Source organism: Sinorhizobium sp. 22678 (genome assembly GCF_052044265.1).
GTDB lineage: Bacteria > Pseudomonadota > Alphaproteobacteria > Rhizobiales > Rhizobiaceae > Sinorhizobium > Sinorhizobium meliloti_A.
The window spans coordinates 42,776-63,461 of the sequence record NZ_JBQEMS010000006.1 but is presented as its reverse complement, the minus strand read 5'-3'; the positions used below and the strand labels follow the sequence as shown (position 1 = coordinate 63,461).

General features: G+C 61.6%; 18 protein-coding genes. 2 read left to right on the top strand and 16 right to left on the bottom strand.

All coding sequences use genetic code 11. From position 1 onward, the window contains the following. Window positions 1–61: 61 nt before the first annotated feature. Both hutI and ACTJKL_RS11060 read right to left on the bottom strand, forming a co-directional pair. Window positions 62–1,309 carry an imidazolonepropionase gene (hutI, locus tag ACTJKL_RS11065; RefSeq protein WP_440852888.1) on the bottom strand — a complete coding sequence of 416 codons (1,248 nt, stop codon included), beginning with the start codon at window positions 1,307–1,309 and terminating at the stop codon, window positions 62–64. 236 nt (window positions 1,310–1,545) lie between these two features. Then, window positions 1,546–2,730 carry an MFS transporter gene (locus tag ACTJKL_RS11060; protein ID WP_440852887.1) on the bottom strand — a complete coding sequence of 395 codons (1,185 nt, stop codon included), beginning with the start codon at window positions 2,728–2,730 and terminating at the stop codon, window positions 1,546–1,548. An 89-nt stretch (window positions 2,731–2,819) separates the two neighbouring features. Between ACTJKL_RS11060 and ACTJKL_RS11055 the strand changes: the two genes are divergently transcribed. Further along, window positions 2,820–3,188 (top strand): ArsR/SmtB family transcription factor, encoded by a 369-nt coding sequence (locus ACTJKL_RS11055; protein WP_018098394.1) that lies wholly within the window; start codon window positions 2,820–2,822, stop codon window positions 3,186–3,188. Between the two features lie 27 nt (window positions 3,189–3,215). Here the strand turns inward: ACTJKL_RS11055 and phnN are convergent, their stop codons facing one another. The 9 genes from phnN to ACTJKL_RS11010 all read right to left on the bottom strand — a co-directional run bounded on the left by phnN (window position 3,216) and on the right by ACTJKL_RS11010 (window position 14,238). After that, complete coding sequence (gene phnN / locus ACTJKL_RS11050) at window positions 3,216–3,800, bottom strand: phosphonate metabolism protein/1,5-bisphosphokinase (PRPP-forming) PhnN (RefSeq protein WP_440852886.1); 585 nt, start codon at window positions 3,798–3,800, stop codon at window positions 3,216–3,218. Then, complete coding sequence (locus ACTJKL_RS11045) at window positions 3,797–4,936, bottom strand: alpha-D-ribose 1-methylphosphonate 5-triphosphate diphosphatase (protein WP_018098396.1); 1,140 nt, start codon at window positions 4,934–4,936, stop codon at window positions 3,797–3,799. The genes phnN and ACTJKL_RS11045 overlap by 4 nt, the downstream gene beginning before the upstream one ends. Before the next feature lies 1 nt (window position 4,937). Beyond that, on the bottom strand, window positions 4,938–5,645 hold the full coding sequence (locus ACTJKL_RS11040; RefSeq protein ID WP_102762528.1) for a DUF1045 domain-containing protein: 708 nt from the start codon (window positions 5,643–5,645) through the stop codon (window positions 4,938–4,940). Between the two features lie 663 nt (window positions 5,646–6,308). Further along, a complete protein-coding gene (gene phnE, locus ACTJKL_RS11035) occupies window positions 6,309–7,826 on the bottom strand; it encodes a phosphonate ABC transporter, permease protein PhnE (protein WP_440852885.1) in 1,518 nt (505 codons plus the stop codon). A gap of 9 nt (window positions 7,827–7,835) precedes the next feature. Then, window positions 7,836–8,798: a phosphonate ABC transporter, permease protein PhnE gene (gene phnE / locus ACTJKL_RS11030; protein WP_440852884.1), complete on the bottom strand. Its 963-nt coding sequence runs from the start codon at window positions 8,796–8,798 to the stop codon at window positions 7,836–7,838. 172 nt (window positions 8,799–8,970) lie between these two features. Further along, window positions 8,971–9,876: a phosphonate ABC transporter substrate-binding protein gene (phnD, locus tag ACTJKL_RS11025; protein WP_440852883.1), complete on the bottom strand. Its 906-nt coding sequence runs from the start codon at window positions 9,874–9,876 to the stop codon at window positions 8,971–8,973. 89 nt (window positions 9,877–9,965) lie between these two features. After that, window positions 9,966–10,805, bottom strand: coding sequence for a phosphonate ABC transporter ATP-binding protein (gene phnC, locus ACTJKL_RS11020; protein WP_440852882.1), 840 nt, complete (start codon window positions 10,803–10,805; stop codon window positions 9,966–9,968). 364 nt (window positions 10,806–11,169) lie between these two features. After that, entirely contained in the window at window positions 11,170–13,005 is a 1,836-nt protein-coding gene (locus ACTJKL_RS11015) for an ABC transporter ATP-binding protein (protein ID WP_440852881.1), read from the bottom strand. A gap of 33 nt (window positions 13,006–13,038) precedes the next feature. Beyond that, a complete protein-coding gene (locus tag ACTJKL_RS11010; protein ID WP_440852880.1) occupies window positions 13,039–14,238 on the bottom strand; it encodes an aminotransferase class V-fold PLP-dependent enzyme in 1,200 nt (399 codons plus the stop codon). A 112-nt stretch (window positions 14,239–14,350) separates the two neighbouring features. On the opposite strand from ACTJKL_RS11010, the gene ACTJKL_RS11005 reads away from it, so the two are divergent. Continuing rightward, complete coding sequence (locus ACTJKL_RS11005; protein ID WP_100670173.1) at window positions 14,351–15,166, top strand: IclR family transcriptional regulator; 816 nt, start codon at window positions 14,351–14,353, stop codon at window positions 15,164–15,166. Window positions 15,167–15,177: 11 nt separating this feature from the next. Here ACTJKL_RS11005 and ACTJKL_RS11000 read toward each other — a convergent pair whose 3' ends face one another. From ACTJKL_RS11000 to ACTJKL_RS10980, 5 genes are all read right to left on the bottom strand, one after another. Next, on the bottom strand, window positions 15,178–15,678 hold the full coding sequence (locus tag ACTJKL_RS11000) for a RidA family protein (RefSeq protein WP_018098406.1): 501 nt from the start codon (window positions 15,676–15,678) through the stop codon (window positions 15,178–15,180). Between the two features lie 40 nt (window positions 15,679–15,718). Next, complete coding sequence (locus ACTJKL_RS10995; RefSeq protein ID WP_102762536.1) at window positions 15,719–16,930, bottom strand: amidohydrolase/deacetylase family metallohydrolase; 1,212 nt, start codon at window positions 16,928–16,930, stop codon at window positions 15,719–15,721. A 3-nt stretch (window positions 16,931–16,933) separates the two neighbouring features. Then, the gene (locus ACTJKL_RS10990) at window positions 16,934–17,803 is read right to left on the bottom strand and encodes an ABC transporter permease (RefSeq protein ID WP_018098408.1); all 870 of its coding nucleotides are present in this window, start codon (window positions 17,801–17,803) and stop codon (window positions 16,934–16,936) included. Next, window positions 17,803–18,744, bottom strand: coding sequence for an ABC transporter permease (locus tag ACTJKL_RS10985; protein WP_180980792.1), 942 nt, complete (start codon window positions 18,742–18,744; stop codon window positions 17,803–17,805). Before ACTJKL_RS10985 ends, ACTJKL_RS10990 begins: the two co-directional genes overlap by 1 nt. 87 nt (window positions 18,745–18,831) lie before the next feature. Then, window positions 18,832–20,349, bottom strand: a complete 1,518-nt coding sequence (locus tag ACTJKL_RS10980; RefSeq protein WP_379939397.1) for an ABC transporter substrate-binding protein — start codon at window positions 20,347–20,349, stop codon at window positions 18,832–18,834. Window positions 20,350–20,686: the final 337 nt, after the last annotated feature.

The window sequence follows — 20,686 nt, the reverse complement described above, 5'->3', positions numbered from 1 at the left end:
CCGGTCCAGTAGATCGTTTCGAGGTCACTGAGCGAAACGGAGCCGGGACTGAGAATAACGGTCATCGGAGAATCCTTTCACCCTTGAAGATCCGCTCCCGAAGAGGATTGAAACCGATGCGGTAGATCAATTCCGCCGGCTGATCGATGTTCCAGATGGCAAGATCCGCAGACTTGCCGGATTCAATCGTGCCGGTCTCTCCGAGGATGCCGAGCGCACGGGCGGCTTCGCGGGTAACGCCAGCGAGGCATTCCTCCAGCGTCAGGCGGAAAAGGGTCGCTGACATATTCAAGGTGAGGAGCAGCGAGGTCAGCGGCGAGGTGCCGGGATTGCAATCGGTGGCGATGGCGATGCGCGTTCCGTTTTCTCGGAGTGCTTCGACAGGCGGAAGCTGTTTTTCCCGGAGGGTGTAGAAAGCCCCGGGCAGGAGGACGGCGACCGTGCCGGCCTTTGCCATGGCGGCGGCTCCCGCAGCGTCGAGATATTCGAGGTGGTCGGCCGACAGAGCGCCGTAGGAAGCAGCGAGCTTCGCGCCGCCGAGATCCGAAAGCTGTTCGGCGTGAAGCTTCACGGGCAGGCCGAGCGACTGCGCCTTATCGAAGACCGAAGCGATCTCCGCCGGCGAAAAGGCTATGCCTTCGCAGAAGCCGTCGACGGCGTCGGCTAGCCCTTCGGCGTGAGCCGCAATCAGGCCCGGCAGGACGACCTCGGCGATGTAGTCGCCGTTGCGCCCGCGATACTCCGGCGGGGTCGCATGGGCTGCGAGATAGGTGGTGACGATGCGCACCGGGCGCAGGCTTTCCAGCCGGCGGGCGGCGCGCAGCATCTTGAGTTCGGCCTCGACGTTGAGGCCATAGCCCGACTTGACCTCGACGGTGGACACGCCTTCCGCGAGAAGGGCGTCGAGCCGTGGAAGTGCGGCCTCCACGAGTGCGTCGACGGAAAGGGCGTTGGTTGCCTCGACGGTCGAAGCGATTCCGCCTCCGGCACGCGCGATCTCCTCATAGGTCGCGCCTTCAAGGCGGAGCTGGAACTCCCGAGCGCGGTTGCCGCCATGAACGATATGCGTGTGGCAGTCGATCAGCGCCGGGGTGACCCAGCGGCCTTCGCAATCAGAGACCTGGTCGGCGCGCGCAAGCTCCGATGGCAGACCGGCTTCTGGGCCGGCATAGACGATCCGCTCGCCGCGCACGGCGACTACGCCGTTTTCGATGACCCCGAGTGGCCCCAGGTCCTCGCGAAGTGTGGCAAGGCGTGCATTGCGCCAGAGACTGGTTCCGGCAGAATTTGGGTTGTCGTTTCCGTCCATCTATACCGCCCTTTCCTCGCTGTTAATGTATATACATAATGCCGGCGATGACAAGTGGGAAATATGATCCGTGAGATAACGCGGTGGGAGCTGCCGGCCAGAAGCACGGAGAGAAGCGCAGAAAAGCCCCGAAACTTCCGTCCGGGGCTTATCGAGAGAACTGAGGTCTGGCCTGCGTCGGCGACTATGCGGAAGCGGGAAGCTGTTTCGCGGCGGGCCCGCGTACCATGTTGCGTCTATTCCGCCGCCGCAGTCGCCAGGCGCCGCCGATGGGATCTCAGCCCTGCATAAAGGACGGCGAGCGAAGCCACCGGAAAGAGCGCCGCGAAGAAGCCGAGATCGGCGGCAGCGGTATTCTCGAGCACCCGTCCGCCGATCGCCGTGCCGGTCGCGATGCCGAGATAGATCGCCGAGGCGTTGAGCGACAGGGTCAGATGGGCAACCTCCGGCGCGAAGCCGACGATGCGGCTCGCCTGGGCCGGCGGGAACGCCCATCCTACGATCCCCCATGGCACCATTATGCCGATCAGCAGCAGGCCGGCGAGATCGCGCGTGAGGAAATGCAGGCCGAGGGCGATCATCAGCGAGACCGCGAGCGCGGCAATGAGCGAAGCTGTCACCACGCGCGTGGCGCCGAGCCGGTCGGCCAGATAGCCGCTGGAGAGATTGCCGATCACCGCGCCGACCCCGAAGGCGAGCAGCAGCCCCGGCAGCGCCAACTGCGAAAGCCCGGCTCCGTCGATCGCCAGCGGCGCGAGATAGGAGATGATTATGAAGCCGCCGGTAAGATAGAGAAACGTCACCATGAGCGACGAGGCCACGCCCGGACGGCCGATGGCGCCGAAGCGCTCGGACATTGTCAGCTTCGTTCCGTTGAGGCCCCGCGGCAGGCGCAGCCAGAGCACGGCAGCGCAGGTGAGCCCGAGCAGCGCGACCGCCCCGAACGTGCCGCGCCATCCCCAGAAGGCGGCAATCAGCGCGCCGAGGGGCGCGCCGAGCGCCACCGCGAATGTGGTGCCGCCCACCACGATTGAAATCGCCAATGCGCGGTGCTCCGGTCCGGCCAGTGAAACCGCCGTCGCTTGCGCCGTGGCGGCGAACAGTCCGCTTGCCATTCCCATCACGATCTGGGCGAGCAGCAGCGTGGTGAAGGAGACGCTCATCGCCGCGATGCAGTTGCCGACGACGAAGACGAGCATTGCAGCCACCAGCAATCGACGCCGGTCCGCCGCGCCGGCCAGGGCCGAAAGCAGCGGCGCACCGATGGCATAGGAAAGCGAGAACAGCGTGATCAGGTGCCCCGCATGGGGAATGGTCGTGTGCGTGTCGGCAGCGATCGACGGCAGAAGGCTGGAAAAGACGAAGCCGACCGTGCTCATCGTGAAAGAGCCAACGGCGAGCCAGATGATGCGCCTGTCCATCGGGAAACCTCGCTTGTTCAAAAGATATTGAACTATTGAACTTGGTGGCTCGCCGTGTCAATATGCCGAAACTGCTAATTGTTGATCCAATGACCCTACCGCATCCCACCGCCGACCAGATCACTCTGTCCAATGTCCTCGCGGCCCTCGGCGATCCGACTCGCCTGGCGATCGTGGGCTATCTCGCCCGCCGCGACGGACGGCCGACCATGTGCCTGAACTTCACGGATTTCGGCTCCAAGACCAATATCAGCTATCATCTGGCCAAGCTGCGCGAGGCGGGCATCACGCGTACCGAAGTCTCCGGCACCAGCCGGTTGATCACGCTGCGGCGGGACGATCTCGACACCCGCTTTCCCGGCCTCCTCGATTCCATTATCGCCGCCGCAGTGGACCTGCCCATGGTCAAGAAGATCGAGGATGCAGAGGAAGCTCTGGCACAGGGCGAGGCGCGATAAAGGATTACCTAACCGCTCGCCCCTTCTTCAGGCAGGGTGATGGCTCTTGGCCGAGTGGCGCTCGACCAGCGCGACGAATTGCCGGCCGGCCACATCAAGCCTGCCGCTGTTGTCGATGACCGTTACGTCGGGATCGGCGATGACGTCGGGTGCCTGCCGCGTCAGGCGGCGCAGCACGTCTTCCTCGCTCTCGCGGCCGCGCTCCGCCAGCCGCTTCGCCAGCACCGGCGGCTCGGCGGTAATCACCGCAACGGCGATCGTACCGAACGCCTGGCGAACGGCAGGGAGGGCGGCACGGCTGCCGTTTACGATCGCGGTCATGCCTCTGGCGATCTTTTCGGCGATCTCCGCCGGGATGCCGTAGCTCAAGCCATGCGCCTGCCACGAAACGGCGAAAGCGCCGCTCCGGCTCATCTCCTCGAATTCGGCGTCGGACACGCTTTCGTGCACCTCGCCGCCTGCATCCGAGGGGCGTGTGATCGCCCGCCGGACGAAGAGAATATCGGGCCGCTGCGCGAAATGGCGGGCGGCAAAGCCCATGACGCTGTCTTTGCCCGCACCGCTCGGGCCGACGACGACGATGAGCGTTCCGGATCCCCGATCGGCGGTCATGCGACACGCCGTCCTTCGCGCCAGACCGAGCGGACGACCGGTATTCCCTCCGGCCGGCGGACGCGCGCGATGTCGGCGCGGAGCCCAACGGCGATCCGGCCGCGATCTTCGAGCCCGACAGTGCGCGCCGGCGTCGCCGTTACCATCGCGATGGCCTGGGGGAGGTCGATCGAGTCGACCTCATCTGCGAGAATGAACGGCGCATGGATGAGGCTGAAAGGTACGTAATCCGAAGAAAGCACGTCGAGAACGCCGCGCTCGGCGAGATCGCGCGCGGCGATGTTGCCGGAATGCGATTTGCCGCGCACGATATTGGGCGCCCCCATCAATACGCTGAGACCGGCGCGATGGGAGGCTTCGGCCGCCTCGAAGCTCGTCGGGAACTCCGCGAGCCGGATGCCGTAGCCGATAGACTCGTCCACATGCTCGAGCGTCGCATCATCATGGCTGGCGACCGTAATCCCCCGCTCGGCGCAGGCTTTCGCGAGCGCGATGCGATGAGGGGTCGCATAGCGCGCCGATAGTGCTTGCTGGCGGTCGATGAAGGCGGCAAAGGCTTCGTCGGTAAGGCCGCGTTTGACTTTGTAGTAGATTATGTACTGGTCCATGGTCTGGAACTGGCGCTGCCCGGGAGCGTGGTCCATCAGAGAGACGAGACGAACCTGCGGATCGTTCCGGAAATCCTCATAGTGCTCCAGCACGTCGGCGGTCGACACTTCGCAACGCAGGTGGATCAGGTGATCGGCCCGCAAACGGCCCTCCTGCTTGGCCTGGGCGAGCGCATCGGCCATGCTGCGCATCTCGCCCTTCGGAAAGCCGCTGTCCTCGTCCGAGCCCAGGCGCAGACAATCGAAGACAGTTGTGATGCCGGAGGTGACGACCTGGGCGTCATGAGCCTGGATCGCCGCGATCTTCAGCCAGCGAACCCCGGGGCGCGGAGAATAGTGCGCCTCGAGATGGTCGGTGTGCAGTTCGACGAGCCCGGGCAGCAGGTAGTCACCCTCGAAATCCTCGCCCGTGGCGCTCGCCCCTTCGGAGATGTCGGCGATCCTGCCGTCGCGGATCAGCACCGAACCGTCGAGGATCCGGTCCTCCAGAACGATGCGGGCGTTGGTCAAAACCTGTTCTTTGGGCATGTCATGCAATCTTTCGTTCGGATGCGCCGCCAAGCGGCAGCAGGGAATGGACGGTGAAAGGAGCGCCGCGGCGCTCTTCGGCGAAAAGGGCAATCGTCGAGACGGCAAGCGGCTTGCCGATGAATTCGGCGAAGACCGTTTCGAGCGCCTTTCTCATGGGCCGCTGCATGTCTTCCGGCACCGGCCCAGTCAGCGTCAGATGGAACTGGAACTCCTCGAAGACGTATGGGTAGCCCCATGCCGCCAGGTACTCGCGCTGACGCTGCGTAAGCCTGTCCGGATTGCGGCGGGCGAGATCGGCTTCCGAAAGCGGCGCCCGGAATGGCTCGAAACGACGAACCGCCTGCTCCGCAAGGCGCTGCAGAGGCGGGCAAGGGTCGGCCGAGACGAGCGCGAAGAAGGGGCCGATCTGATGCAAGGCGATCTCCGGCACTTCGAACGGCTCGATCTCCGCGGCGAACTCGTCGAAAGCCGCGATCAAGTCGGCTTCACCGCGGCCGGAGGTAAGCTCGAACGGTGCTTTCAGGGTCCCGTGGAAGCCGTAACGGCGGGGCTCGGTCGTCAATGCCATCTGCTCTTCACGTCCTACTGCCGGATTTTCCGGGCAGTCCAGGGCGCCGCCGGTGAACGCGTCGCGTCCCAGCCAACGGGAAGCGGTCTGCGACAGCCGGTCATCGGACGGCGGCGCGAAGTAGATTGCATAGCGCACGAATTCACACTTTCTTCATCAGTCGCTTCGACGCAGTTGCCCCGAGTCGACGGTTTCCGGGATGAAATGCGCAGCTAGCCGATTTGCATGACAACATCATGATGACATCGGCCCAGAACGCAAATCGGTTCGGGGCGGGATGGATTTGTTTGCAGCTTCGCCTGCTCCCGCGCCAGTGATCGGAATCAGTCATCATTATCCGAATCGACCGGTCCGTTTCTAGACCATGATGATTTTAGGTCGGATCAACCTGAAATCATGAGCGGAGGAAAAACCGCACACACTTTTCCTCATCATCCCCGGTTCCTCATTCCTGTGCTTGTCACAGGAATCCAGCCAGACCAAGTCCTTGGGCTGAAAGAGCTCTTTCCGCGCCGCAGACGCGGCGCTGCTGGATCCCTGTGACGAGCACAGGGATGAGGCAGAAGGAGAGATTGCAGTCCTCCGATACGTTTCCTACAGCGCCGCGCGTCTTATGAGACGATCTGCTGCATGTTTTTGTCCATTGATCGGCTACGACCAATCGAAACATGCAATGGGCGCACGCTCGGTACTCAAGGAATTCAAGCGCATCGCCATGCGCCGACAAGACCGACCAGAGCTTCAACGGCATCATCCATCTCGCAGCAGCCGTCAAAAATTCGAAATGAATCTCAACGCGCGTTAGCGTGTGCGGCCCATGAGACGCGATCGGCAAAGATTGGAGATGCTGTCGAAAACGAAGACGACCATCAAGATCAGCAGCACCATATAGGCGACATTTTCCCAATCCGAATTTGTGCGCATCGCCTCCCACAGCTTCAGGCCGATCCCGCCGGCGCCGACGGCGCCGATAATGGTGGCCGAACGCGTGTTCGACTCCCAGAAGTAGAGAGCCTGGCTGGCAAAGACCGGCAGGACCTGCGGGAGCACGCCGAAGCGCTGCACGGCGACCGGCGCGGCGCCGACCGACTTGACGCCCTCACGCTGCTTGTCGTCGATGTTCTCGAGGGCTTCGGAGTAGAGCTTGCCGAGCGTGCCCGTGTCGGTGAAGAAGATCGCCGAGATGCCCGCGAGCGGTCCGGGCCCGAAGGCGCGGGTGAAGAACAGCGCCCAGATGAACATGTCGACCGACCGCAGGAAGTCGAAGAAGCGCTTCACGAACTGATTGGTGAGGCGGCTCGGCGTGATGTTGCGCGCCGCGAGGAAGCAAAGCGGGAAGGCGATGAAGGATGCGAAGAGCGTTCCGACGAAAGCCATGACGATCGTCTGCAGGAGCTTGGTCCAAACATCCAGATGCTGCCATTCCGCATTGTAGAGGACGTTGTTCCAGGCAAGCGAGAGGTTTGAGCGCGCCGGATCGATCCGCTCTCCGGAAACGATCAAGGAGGCGACGTCGCTGTAGGACTTCCCGAAGAAGGGCGAGTTGGTGTCGAAGAGGAAATTCGCCCAGCCGAAGAAGCGGTTGCGGATGGAGACCTCGTCGCCCTCCACCTCGGCCCAGCCGGTGGCGCCGAAGGACAGCGTCACCTTCTCGCCCGGCCGCTTCTGGAGCGCCCAGGAGGGAAGGGGTCCCTCCGGCGTTACATTGTCGGCGCCGTCGACCTGAAGCAGGAGCGTCTCGCCGGAATGTGTGACTGTGACCAGCTTTTCGGCGACGTCGATACGCGTCGAGCTATCGAAGTTCACCACGGCGTGCGTGACGACTTCTTCGGTGCGGGTCGTGGCGAGATCTTTCTGCGGCGTCTCGTTCGTGTCGCCGCCGCGCGCCGCGTTCGGCGCCATAAAGCTGAAAGAGGAGGCGGTCTTCGGCTTCGGGGCCTGCGTCGGGGCCGTCGACGTTTCAACGGTGCGCGTGACCGTTTGCTTTTCGAGCGTGACCCATTCGGGGCTCGGATTGTCTCCAAGCGGCGAATTGCGTCCGTATGAGATGCTCATCGTTCCATCGGGCGCGACGGCGATCTCCGGCCGCACTTCGTAGGATACCCAGTCGGCGAGATAGGTACCGGCAATCCCCCAATTGGCATTGGCGAGCACGTGCCCGATCGAGAAGAACCACCAGCTGAAGATCATGTAAAGAACGACGCCCGCCGTTATCAGTGCCTTGCTGCGCCGCTTGGCGGCCGACGACTGCAGAAGATGCGGATGGCGCGCTGCGATAGCTTCCATTTCGCGCGCGTCGAGGTTGGTCGAGGCAATCATGATGCGGTCCTATTGCGCAAGCTGAAAGGCCTGGTCGCCGACGAGGCGGCGGCGAAGCCAGGCGGAGAACTGATCGACTGCGAAGATCGTGGCGAAGAGCAGGAGGACGATCGCGAGCGTCTTTGCTTCATGGCCCTGGCCGATCGACAGGCGCAGGAGTTCGCCGATGCCGCCTCCGCCGACGGCACCGATGATCGTCGAGGCGCGCACGTTGATTTCGAGCCGGAGCAGAAAATAGCTGGTGAAGTTGGGCAGCACCTGGGGGACCATGCCGAACCAGACCCGCTCGATCCAGTTGGCGCCGACGGCACGCAGACCTTCCTCCGGTTTCATGTCGGCATTCTCGACCACTTCGAAGAACAGCTTGCCGAGCGCGCCGATCGTGTGGATCGAGACCGCAGCGATGGCGGGAATAGGCCCAAGCGAAAGGATTGCCAGGAAAAAGCCGGCGATGACGACTTCCGGAAAGGCGCGCAGGATTTCCATCAGCCGGCGTACGATGCCCCTGATCCAGGGATTGGGCATCAGATTTCGCGCGGCGAGGAAGCACAGGATGAAGCCGAAGAAGACGCCGATAACAGTCGAAAAGATGGCAATGTTCACGGTCTCCAGCATCTTGTGAACATATTCCGGGATGTAGAAGCTCTCCGTCACGTAGAGGCGCCCATCCGGGTAATTGTATTTGAAGCTGCCGTCGTCATAGGGCGAAGGCAGATCGAAGAGGGCGCGAACGATCTCTATCGGATCGCGCGGCATGAGATGGCCGACGAAATCGAAGAAGTGCGGCAGCCGGTCGAAGAACTTGCCCGCGTTCGACTCGTTCGCGAACCAGAGCGAACCGACAAGCGTCAACGCGAGAAATGCGAGACCGAGCCAGGTATAGAGACGCCGGCGATTGTTGAGCTCCTGCCAGTGACGCTCGATAAGGGCGCCGTTCTCGCTGAGGTGTCGTGTTGACACGGAAGTGGCCATTGGGTTTCCGGCCAGGGGCCGGCCTCTAGAGCGCTTCCGGGAAGAGGAAGTGCGTCGTTTCGAAAAGTAGGATCGCTTGATCGAGACGATCCGGGAGCGGGCGGCTGCAGCTGCCCGATAGTCGAACGCCGGCCGCAGCTTGGCGGCCGGCGCAGGATGACGCGTTCGGCGATCAGCCGCCGATCGTCGCCTTGCGGGCGTCGATGATCGGCTTGTAGAAATCGCTATTGACCTCGACGAAACCGGTGAAGTCGCCGCCCTGGATGGCGGAGAAGCAGGCGGCGTCGGTCTTCGGCAGATCCATCATGAATTGCTTGAATTTGGCCTTCATGTCGTCGTTCAATGCGGTACGCACGACGATCGGGCCGTTCGGGATCAGCGGCGACTTCCACAGTTCGACGAGATCGTTCATGTCGACGATACCCTTGTCGACCATCTTGCGCAGGTTGCCCGAGGTGTAGCCGTCCTTGAACTCGCCGACGCCAGAGCCGAAGGTCGTGCCGGCATCGAAGGTGCCCTTAACGACTTCAAGCACGAGGTTCTCGTGGCCGCCGCCGAAGCCGGTTTCACCGAAATATTCCTTGATCGGCGCGCCGATCACTTCCGGCAGCGTGACGAGGGGAACGAGATAGCCCGAGGTCGAGTCCGGATCGGCGAAGCCGAGCTTCTTGCCCTTCAGGTCTTCGAGCTTTGTGATGCCGGAGTCCTTGCGGGCGACCATGATCGAATGATAGCCCGTGGAGCCGTCGGTCTGGACGGTCGTCAGGATCGGCTCGACGGCGTCAGCCTTGGCGAGATAGATCTTGGCATAGCCGGAGGCGCCGAGTTCGGCGTAATCGAGCGTGCCGCCGAGAAGGCCCTGGATCACGCCGTCATAGTCGGCCGCCGGAAAGAGGGAGACCTTCTCGACGCCGATGGCTGCCGGGAGCTGATCGACGAGGCACTGGTAGTTGCGCAGGCGGTCGGCTTCGTTTTCGCCGCCGATGATGCCGACGCGGAATTCCTTCAGGTCTTCGGCCTGTGCGTGGCCGACGAGGGCGAAAAGCGCGACCGCGCTCAGAAGAGCTTTTTTAAGCATTGGGTTCGTTCTCCCGTTTCCCGGACGCGCCGGGTCTTTCTCGGTTTCGAAAAGGCGCCCTTGACGCGGGCATTCGATCGCGGCGGACCTTAAGGGCCGGCCAGTGCCAGCGGCTTCAAGCCGGCCGATGCTGTTTCCTGCGGTGCTTCCGCGGGGATGTTGATGCTGGTCGAGGTCATCGACTCTTCGATCGCCGTTTCCGCGCCGTAGATCGCCGCGACTGCGGCGGCCGTCAGATCCTTCGGCTGTCCGTCGAAGACGACTCGTCCATGCGCCATGCCGATAATCCGCTCGCAATAGTTCCGCGCGGTATCGAGCGTATGCAGGTTGGTGATCACGGTGATGCCGTCGCGCTCGTTGATGTCGCGCATCGCGTCCATCACGATCTTGGCGTTGAGCGGGTCGAGCGACGCGATCGGCTCATCGGCGAGCAGCATCTTCGGCTGCTGCATCAGCGCGCGGGCGATTGCGACGCGCTGCTGCTGCCCACCCGAGAGCGTGCCGGCCGGCTGAAGGGCGGTCTGTTCGATCCCCAGCCGCTCCAGTGCACCGATCGCCATGATGCGCTCTTCGCGGCTGAACATGTTGAGGACGCTCAGTACGGTGGATCGATGGTTGAGCCGCCCGAGGAGAACATTGGTCAGCACGTCGAGGCGAGGCACCAGATTGAACTGCTGGAAGATCATGGCGCAGTCGCGCTGCCACTCGCGCAGGGCCGCCCCCTTGATCGAGGAGACCTGTACGCCCGCGAATTCGATCGAGCCGGAGGAGGGGTCCACCAGACGGTTTATCATGCGCAGGAGTGTCGACTTGCCGGCGCCGGAGCGGCCGATAATGCCAACCATCTGGCCCTGCGGAATGTCGAAGGTAACCGAGCTGACGGCTGTCTTCTTGCCGAACTGGCGGGTTACGTTCTTCAACTGAAACATGGGCAGCAGTTCCTCTTTCGGGGAGACCGGTCATCGGTATGACCCTGCCATATCCGCGCTACATGAAGGCGCAGTGTCAGTTTCGTGTAGGTTCTGTAACAGTGCACAGGTGCGGTTCATCAACCTCGAACGCACCGGCCGAAGTCATCGTGACAGGTGACACCCGTCACCCCCGCAGCCAGCAGCGCAGGTCGGCTTCCAGCCGCGGATCGAACGGCAGCGGAAGTGCGGAATGGTCGGTGCCGAAGCCGTAGCTTTCCGACGTGCACCAAAGGTCCTCATTCGAACTCCGAGCTGGGCACGTCATAGACGAAGCCTCGGGAAACAGCCTGATGCGAGGAGAGGCCCAATCAACGCGTTGAGATCACGCGGCGACGAAGTGCCCTGGCGAAACCTCGTGGTACTGGATTGGTACAGTCTTGTAATCGACCGGACGGATCGGGCTTTTTATCTCCTCATTGCCGATTTGGCCCTTTCCCCGGCGGCGATCCGGGTCGGGGATCGGCACCGCGGAAATCAGTTTCTTCGTATAAGCGTGCTGCGGATTGCCGAAGACCGCAGCGCGAGGGCCCACCTCAACGATTTCACCAAGGTACATGACTGCAACGCGATGGCTGACGCGCTCGACGACGGCCATATCGTGGGAAATGAAGAGGAAAGCAAGATTGAGGCTCTGTTGCAAATCCAGCAGCAGATTGATCACCTGCGCCTTGATCGAAACGTCGAGAGCCGAGACGCTCTCGTCGGCGACGATCACCTTCGGATCGAGCGCCAGCGCCCGGGCGATACAGATGCGCTGACGCTGGCCTCCGGAAAACTCATGCGGGTAGCGCGAAGCCATGTCGGCTGTCAGTCCGACCTTGACCAGGAGATCGGCCACCAGATCACGTGCCTGTTTGGCGGTTCCCATCTCGTGTTCGAGATAGGGTTCGGCGATTGCAGCACCTATCCGCATGCGTGGGTTGAGGCTCGCGAAGGGATCCTGGAAGATCATCTGGACGGTCTTGCGCATCTCGCGCATTCCGCTTGCATCAAGCGTCAAGATCTCGGTTCCATCCACCAGAACGGAGCCGGCCTGCGGCTCGATCAGGCGCATAATCGCACGACCGGTCGTCGACTTGCCGCAACCGGATTCACCGACCAGAGATAGAGTCTCTCCGGCATGGAGGTCGAAGGAAACGTTTTCGACCGCATGGACGCGGCCACTCAAGCGGCTGAACAGGCCGGAATGGATATCGAAATGCTTAGTGAGGTTCCTGACTTCGAGCACCGGGCGTTTCCCGAGTGCAACCGTATCTGCCGTCTCGACCGGAATATCGGAGAGCCCGGTCGCCGTATCGACGACAGGAAAGCGCATGGGCCGATCCCTGCCGCCCATCGAGCCAAGGACAGGAACGGCGGACAGAAGCGCACGCGTATACGGGTGTTTGGCGCGGAAGAAGATATCGCTCGTTGGGCCTGATTCCACCTGCTCGCCGCGGTACATTACCACCGTCCGGTCGGCAATTTCGGCAACGACGCCCATATCGTGCGTGATGAAGAGCACGGAGGTTCCCTCTTCCTCCTGCAGCGTTTTGATGAGATCGAGGATCTGTCCCTGGATGGTGACGTCAAGTGCTGTCGTCGGCTCGTCGGCAATCAGCAGCTTTGGTCGTGAGGCAAGTGCCATGGCAATCATTACGCGCTGGCGCATACCACCCGAAAACCGGTGCGGATATTCATCGAAACGGGAGGCGGCGGATGGAATGCGCACCTTTTCCAACAACCGGATGGTCTCGGCCCTGGCATCCCGCTTGCTCATCTGCGAGTGGCAGAGAAGCGCTTCGGAGATCTGGTCGCCGATAGTGAAGAGCGGATTGAGGCTTGTCATAGGCTCCTGAAAGATCATCGCAACATCGTTTCCGCGCACCTGCCGCATCGTGGTCTCAGGCAGTTGCAGAATATCGCGGCCGTCGAGCGCGACCCTTCCCGCGATACGGCTGGTATCGGCCGGGAGCAGTCGCATGATCGACAGCGAGGTGACGCTCTTGCCGGAGCCGGATTCTCCGACGATCGCCACGGTCTCGCCAGGGGCCACCGTGAACGACATATCCCGCACAACGGACCTCCACTCCCCGTCGACGATGAACGACGTCGTCAGGTTCTCCACGGACAGGATCGGCGGCACGGGTTCTGTTTGTAGGGCGGGGAGGGTTGCCATGTCGGGATCCTTCTTCGGTTTCAGCCGTCGGGTTCAATCCGGCCAGCGCAGTGCGCCATCGAAACGGTGCTTGCTGCGGTTTTCCAGCGGTGTGGCGATGATGTCGTTCGAGGCGCTGGCCTTGTCGAGTTCCTCGGCCAGACGGTTGGCAACGATGGTCTCCTGACCCGGATGCAGGTTGCAGGGATCGAGGTAGAAATAGTGATGCTCGACCTCGTGGTCGCGCACGATGACAGGCGGCGTACCGCGCGCCAGCGCATCGGCAAGATCCCACGCCGTGATATGGGCTTCGTGCGCGCTCACGATCACCCGCAGCCTGTCGAGTGGATTGCCGGTCGGATCGGGCTCGATCAGCGCTGTGATGCCTGGTCGGTTCTCCAGCGTGTCGCGCCAGAGATGGAGATAGCTGGTCTCGCGGGCGCGGATACCGTCATGATCGCGCTTTTCCCAGGCTTCCAGGGCCGCCATGAGGCCGAAGACGCTCTCCTTGCCGACTTTCATGCCCCGCCCAATCCCCATATTCTGAAGGAAGGCGTTGCGCACGAGGTCCTTCCTGCCAGCCACGATGCCGGAAGTCGGGCCGCCCAGAAATTTGTGACCGGAATAAAGCACGATGTCCGCTCCCTGCTCGAGAAAGCTACGCAGATCGTATTCCGATGCCGCATCAACGATGACGGGCACTGATTTCGCGCGGGCGATTTCCACGAATTCCGTCAGCTTCAGCAGGCCGTAGTCGACGACGTGATGCGAGACGACGTAAAGGGCCGCAGCCGTCTTTTCCGTGATCGCGTTCTCCATGTGGTGCCGATGGGTCGAGGTCGCCTGCCCGATCATCACGGTCTTGGCGCCCGCCAGACGAATGGACTGATCGACCGGCGCGCCGTAACTGACGATATGGCCCATCTGCACAAGGACCTCATTTTTTTCTGTGCTGACGCCGGGCAGTTTCTCGATGGCGAGCAGATCGCTGCCGGTGATCGTTCCGGCAATGGCAAGGGTGATGCCTGCCGCGCACGATGCCGTCACGAAACCGGCTTCGCCGCCGGTCAGCCGCGCGATCACGGCACTTGCTTTTCGCTGCAGGTCATTCATCTCGACGAATTGCGGCAGGATGGATGTCATAGCGGCAATCGCTTCCGGAACCACGATCGATGCCCCCAGGCTTGTCATCGTGCCTGAAACATTGATGACCGGACGCAGTCCGAGGGATGTGCGAATGTCTTCACTGGGCATTGTGCTCTCCGAAATTATTGCGGCCGAAAACGGAGGGGATTGCCTTCCGATCATCGACAGCTATGCCATTACAATGTAATAACAGTCCAAAATCATCATGTGAGTTCGTGTCTTGAACGCCAAAATCCACCCCATTTCCGTGATCGATGAGGACAGCGTGAAAAGCGGAAAACGCTCTCGGGTCAGCGGCATAGACCGGGCCCTGCAGGTTCTTGATCACCTCTACGAGACCGGCGCGCCCTGTAGTGCCTATGCTATTGCCAAGGCAATTGGCGCGCCGCTTTCCACGGTCTACGTGATCGTCGATGATCTGGTGGAAAAGAACCTTTTGACGCGCGGTGCCGATGGCTTGATCTGGCTTGGAGCGCGGCTTTACCACTTCGGTCTTGCCTATGCCCGCTCGCTGGATTTCATGAGTGTCGCCACCCATGAAATGCACGATCTCTGTCGCCAGGTCGGTGAAACCGTCCAGCTTTGTGGCCGTGACGGCGACCATATGCTTGTGCTTGCGATGGCGGAAGGTCCAAGCCATTTCCAGGTCGCCTCGCGCGTTGGAACCCGTGTGCCGCTGAACTGGACCGCGTCCGGCCGGCTTCTGGTGGGTCATCTGCCGGACGATGAACGGCTCGAGCTCTTCAGGCGATGCGCCCGCTCCTCGCCGACCGGACGCGCCGATGTCGATCCGGCCAAGCTGTCTGCCGCGGCCGTGGATGCGATGAAGGCGCGACTTTCCATTCAGGCGGGCGAATCCGACTATGCCGTTGCCTGCATCGCGTCGCCGATCTGCGACCGCGATGGCCGGTGCGTCGCGACCATCTCGATCGTTCTGCCGGAGCAGAAGGCCTTTTCCGACGAAACGCATTACACTTCGCATGCGCGCGCTTCCGCGGACAGGATCGAAAAACTGATGGGCTGGCGCGGTCACTGACATGCTTTTTCTTAACCGTGCAGGGCGACGATCGCTTCGATCTCGACGGTGATATTGCCGGGCAACGACCCGAAGCCGACGGCGGACCGGGCATGCTGCCCGGCATCGCCGAAGACCTCGACAAAAAGATCCGAGCACCCATTGATGACGCCGGGATGATCCTCGAAGTCTGGTGTCGCATTGACCATGCCGAGCAGCTTGACGACGCGCCGTACCCGAGAAAGGTCTCCCAGTGCCTCCTGCAGGACGGCCAGCAGGTTGATGCCTGTCAGTCGCGCGTGGCTATAGGCATCGGCGACATCGACGCCGCCCGATCCCACCTTGCCGGTATGCATGAAACCATCGGCCTCACGCGGGCCCTGGCCGGAAAGATAGATCAGATTGCCTTCGCGCACATGCGTCACGAAATTGGCTATCGGCGGCGGGGGGGGCGGCAACACGATGCCGAGCGACGTCAGCCGCTCGGCAGGCGAACCCGTCCTGTCGGCGGCGGTTGCCGTGGAACTGTTCACGCGAACTCCTGTGTCCTGTAAAAATGAGAGTGGCCCCGGCTTAACGGTATGAATAGCCGTGGCTGTGACGCACGAGTTTTCGCGCGCGCGGGATATAGCGGCTGGCTGACACAGCTTCCGCGCCGATGATGGCGTAGCGCGGTTCGAAAATGCGGGTGAGCACCGAGACGTCACCATTCGAATCGGTCGCCTCGATATCGGCATCGACCAGATCGAAAACGGTGAAGTCGGCCCGCTCGCCAACGGCGAGGCGGTTTTCCATCGGCAGCTTGATAACGGACGCCGGCGCCTGAGTAACTGCCTCCACGACCTTGTCGAACGGCATGCCGACCACCAGCAGTTTTGACATGGTCGTCGCCAGATCCCAGACCGGGAAGTTCATCGAGTGGTCGTGCAGATCGGTCGAGATAGAGAATGGCAGAAGACCCCGCTTGATTGCCGCCTCGGCAACCTTGAACGAGAAGGACGCCCCGCCATGGCCGATATCCAGCCGGATACCGTCGCCGGCACATCGCTCGGCGAGATCGAACAGATCCTCGTCTTCCATGATGCTCGAGCCGGCCTTGCCGTTGAAGCAATGGGTGACGATGTCGCCTGGGCCGAGGATTTCCAGCACTTCGTCATAGAGCGCCGGAGGTTCACCGACATGCACCATCATCGGTATCTTGAGGATCTTGGCGATTTTCTTTCCGAGCTTGACCGGCGTCACGCCCCAGGATCCGGTGATGACGTGGCTCGCTCGGACCTTGATGCCGACAATATGCTCGCTGTTTTCGGCGTAGACCTCAAGAATGCGGTCGAGATTGATGTCCTGAATGCTTCTGAGTTCCGGCACACGGTTGCAGGCGACAAGACCGATGGAGCCGAGATTGATGAAAGCCTTGATACGCTCGCGTGACGGCTCGATGATATATTCGCGAAAACCATGGAAATTGGCTTCGCCGGCAGAGCCGGCATCCACCAGGGTCGTGACGCCACGCTCCGCGCCGCATTCGGACGGGCGCAGGGAAATATCCGTGCCGCCGTGCCAGATGTGCACGTGCAGATCGATCCAGCCGGGCGAGATCCACGCGCCGTTGCCATCGATGCGCTGCACCTCAGTGGATACGGCAAGCGACGGGCCGACTTCGGCGATGCGGCCGTCAGCATTGATCAGGATATCGATCGGGCCGTTTGGTGTGCTGGCGCCGAAGGCAATGGGTTTGACATTGGCGAGGAGCACAGGCCCCTTCGCCTCATATCGATAAGACATGTTTCATAAGTCCTTTCGAAGCCTTGGATCGAGAAGATCGCGCAATCCGTCGCCGACCATCTGCAGCGACAGCACGGAGAGAATGATGGCGAAGCCAGGAAACAGCGTCATCCAGTCGGCTTGGCCGATATATTGCCGCCCGGCGGAGATCATCGTGCCCCAGGTCGGGATTTCCGGGCTGACGCCAAGCCCGAGAAACGAAAGTCCCGCTTCGGCCAGCATGGCGCTGGCAAAGAGAAATGTCCCCTGCACGAGGATCGGCGACAGCAGGTTGCGCAGCACATGCCGCGTAATGATGTGGCGCGTCGAAATGCCAAGCGCCCGGGCGGCCTCGATATAGGGAAGCTCGCGGATCACCAGGGTCGACGCACGGACGATACGCGCCAGGCGCGGCGCGTAGACGATGCTGAGGGCGATGATGACGGTGGTCAGCGATGGCCCCAGCGCGGCCACAAGCGCGATGGCAAGAAGAATGTCCGGAAAGGCCATCATCGCGTCGATCAGCCGGGCGATCGGCGCATCGAATTGCTTGAAGAATCCGGCGATCAGCCCGAGCGTCACACCGATGATCGCGGACAATGTCACGACGGCGGCGCCGACCAATAATGACAGCCGCGCCGAATAGATGGTCCGCGAAAACACGTCGCGGCCGAACTCATCGGTACCGAAGATGAACGTGCCGCCCGGCGGTTTCAACCGGTTGACGATGGACAGTTTTGACGGCGCATAAGGCGCGATCAGCGGGGCAAAGATGGCAAGCAGCACGAAGATCGTCAGAACGATCAGTCCGAAGGCCACGGTCTTGCGCTTCAGCAGGCGCCGGATGAATTTGTTGCGCTCACTGAGCGCCGGTTTCGAGACGATTGCTGTCATCAGTAACGCACCCTCGGATCGACCAGCAGGTAGAGCATGTCGATGGCAAAATTGATCAGGACATAGAGTGCGGCAATGACCAGCAACGCCCCCTGGATGACCGGATAATCGCGCCTGAGCACGGCGGATACCACCAGGTTGCCGACGCCGGGCAGGCCGAACACGGTCTCGGTCACGACGGCGCCTGAGACGAGAACCGCCGCAGTCAGGCCGATCACCGTGAGGATCGGAACCAGCGCATTCTTCAACGCATGCTTGAGGATGACACGCCGCTCGATCAGACCCTTGGCGCGGGCAGTCCGGATATAGTCATCTCCGAGCACATCGAGCATCGAGGCGCGGGTGAAGCGCAGGACCAGCGCCGAGGAGACGATGCCGAGCGCAAACGCCGGCAGCGTCAGATGATACATCCGCTCAGCAAACGTCGATCCCGGTCCGCCGTAGCCCGACACGGGGAACAGATCGAGACGGACGGCAAAGACCTGCATCATGATCAGGCCAAGCCAGAAGCTCGGAATGCTGGCAGCCAGCATCGCCAGCGCTGTTGCTGCCTGGTCGAAGAGCGAACCACGCCGATAGGCCGCATAGATCCCGATCGGCAAGGCGATGGCGCTGGCGATGAGGAGCGAGAACAACGTAAGGAAAAAGGTCGGCTCGGCCCGCTCGAGCAGGGCCGATGCGACCGGCATGTTGAGGAAGATCGATTGGCCGAGATCGCCCTTCAGCAGTTGCCCCATATAATAGATGTATTGAACGCCCAGCGAACGGTCGAGGCCCAGCCGCATGCGCAGCTCCGCGATATCCTGGGCGCTGGCGTCCGGCCCGAGCATGACCGCTGCCGGATCGCCGGGCGTCACCCGTACGATCACGAAGACGATCGTGACGACAAGGAACATCACGACGATCATGCCGAAGAGGCGCTGGAGAATATACCGTATCATGAAAGCCTGATCCTCATGCTCCGGAGAGCGCGCAGGTCTGCAAAGGACACCGGCTCGAGCGAGCCGATGTCTCCGACCGAGGAATGATCATTTCGTAATCGACGCGTTCCAGAAAAATGGCCAAGGGGCCGGATCGACGCCTTCCAGTTTTGTCGACTTGGCAGCCACCGCGTTGAAATTACCGATCTTCATGAAGGCCGCGTCGTCATAGATCGCCTTTTGGACATCGGCGAAGAGCGCAACACGCCTGTTTGGATCGACCTCAGAAGTGAATGCATCCACGGCTGCCTTGCGGGCGGGGGTGTTCCACCAGCCCGGCGAACTGGTCGAAAGCGAGCCGATCAGAGCCGGCTCCGGCAGGAACGGGCTGTGGGTGATATAGACGTCCCAAAGCTTGGGATCGGCCCGGCGCTGCGTCAGCGTTGCCCAGTCGACCACCTGCATATCGACGGTAAAGCCGGCAAGCTTGAGATATTCCGCCGCGACCTGGGCCATCTTGTAATGAAATTCATATTGGCGGCTGGTGAGAATCCGCAGTGGCTCGCCATTGTAACCGGCGGACTTCAGCGCTGCCGCCGCGCCTTCCGGGTCCGCCACATTGTAGGCTCCGTCAGTGCCCGCTTCGGTATGCCAGGAATAGGCCTCCGGGTAGATCGCGCCATCGAGGGAAAAGAAGTCCGGGCTGCCGAAGGCCGCAGCCATCATGTCTTCCATGCTGAGCGCCTGGCGGATGGCCTTGCGCACGGCGACGTCCTTGTTCAGCCCCTCGGCCGTATTGAAGACAAAAACCGGATAGCCGAATGGCTTGAGCATGATCGGCTGCGTCGAGGCCGAAGCCTTGACCTTGTCGAAAGATTCGACCGGGATGGAATCCACATAGTCATACTGGCCGGATACTGCCGCTTCGACGCGCGTGTTGGGATCAGGAACGGGGACAAAGCGGATTTCGTCGAGATACTGGTGTCGCGCGCCGCCGTAGCCATCGCTCTCGCCGGCCCGGGACTTGTAGCCCTCGAAACGGGTCAGCTGGATATATTGGTCGGCCTTGCGCTCCTTGAGCATGTAGGGACCTGTACCGATGAAGTCCTTCATCACGTCATCCTGCTTTTCCGACGGGATGATGATGGCTGCCGAATTGTTGAAGGCGAGCAGGGACGCCAGCGGCGCGTAGGGCTGCGTCAGGGTGATCTTCACCGTTGCCGGATCGGCAGCTTCGATGGAAGCAATGAAGCCTGCTGCCTGCTTGCCCCGCGAGGCAATCTTTTCCCAGCGGGCAAGAGAGGCGACAACATCCTCGGATGTCATGTCCGTATCATCGTGGAATTTGATGCCGGTACGCAGCTTGATTGTGTAGGTTTTACCGTCGGCGCTGATGTCCGGCAGGCTATCGGCCAGAAGCGGCGTGACGTTCCAGTTCTTGTCGAATGTGTAGAGGGTCTCGAAAATATGCTGCGTAACGATACCGACGAGATCGGCCGTCGATGACATCGGATCAAGCGTCGGCGGCTCACCGATCGTGGCGACATTGACAATGCCGCCCTTTTCTTGAGCGAAAAGGCCGGAAGGAAGGATTGTCAGTGCAGTTCCCAGCAGAAGTGCAGTCACTTTTCTCACGTTGAAGTTCCCCTTGTTCCACTATTATGTTATATGTGTTCTTATAAAAGAATATTGGATAAGCGGTGGCTGTCAATCGAAAATTGAACTGCCACACGTTTCCATTGTCCGATCAGCGGCTGATCGCCCCCGGAGCTTCGCCCATGGCGCCGCCTAAGAGCTCGGATTTAACGGAGTTCAACATTGCGCGCGCAGACGCAGATCTTTTGTGGCCGTTGCACAGCAGGAACCCTCCTCGCTACGCGCCTTTCCGGGGTGATTTCGTTGAGAGCTTGAACACCGAAAGGATCGGCACTTCGCGAACGATGCGAACGTGGGCAGCCTGATC

Coding starts and splice junctions, on each gene's coding strand:
- ACTJKL_RS10995 (WP_102762536.1), bottom strand. CDS start 16,930: ATGTCTTATCGATATGAGGCGAAGGGGCCTGTGCTCCTCGCCAATGTC.
- ACTJKL_RS11010 (WP_440852880.1), bottom strand. CDS start 14,238: ATGCCCAGTGAAGACATTCGCACATCCCTCGGACTGCGTCCGGTCATC.
- hutI (WP_440852888.1), bottom strand. CDS start 1,309: ATGGACGGAAACGACAACCCAAATTCTGCCGGAACCAGTCTCTGGCGC.
- ACTJKL_RS10985 (WP_180980792.1), bottom strand. CDS start 18,744: ATGATACGGTATATTCTCCAGCGCCTCTTCGGCATGATCGTCGTGATG.
- phnE (WP_440852884.1), bottom strand. CDS start 8,798: ATGGCCACTTCCGTGTCAACACGACACCTCAGCGAGAACGGCGCCCTT.
- ACTJKL_RS11045 (WP_018098396.1), bottom strand. CDS start 4,936: ATGCCCAAAGAACAGGTTTTGACCAACGCCCGCATCGTTCTGGAGGAC.
- ACTJKL_RS10990 (WP_018098408.1), bottom strand. CDS start 17,803: ATGACAGCAATCGTCTCGAAACCGGCGCTCAGTGAGCGCAACAAATTC.
- ACTJKL_RS11015 (WP_440852881.1), bottom strand. CDS start 13,005: ATGGCAACCCTCCCCGCCCTACAAACAGAACCCGTGCCGCCGATCCTG.
- ACTJKL_RS11055 (WP_018098394.1), top strand. CDS start 2,820: ATGACCCTACCGCATCCCACCGCCGACCAGATCACTCTGTCCAATGTC.
- phnD (WP_440852883.1), bottom strand. CDS start 9,876: ATGCTTAAAAAAGCTCTTCTGAGCGCGGTCGCGCTTTTCGCCCTCGTC.
- phnC (WP_440852882.1), bottom strand. CDS start 10,805: ATGTTTCAGTTGAAGAACGTAACCCGCCAGTTCGGCAAGAAGACAGCC.
- ACTJKL_RS11060 (WP_440852887.1), bottom strand. CDS start 2,730: ATGGACAGGCGCATCATCTGGCTCGCCGTTGGCTCTTTCACGATGAGC.
- phnE (WP_440852885.1), bottom strand. CDS start 7,826: ATGATTGCCTCGACCAACCTCGACGCGCGCGAAATGGAAGCTATCGCA.
- phnN (WP_440852886.1), bottom strand. CDS start 3,800: ATGACCGCCGATCGGGGATCCGGAACGCTCATCGTCGTCGTCGGCCCG.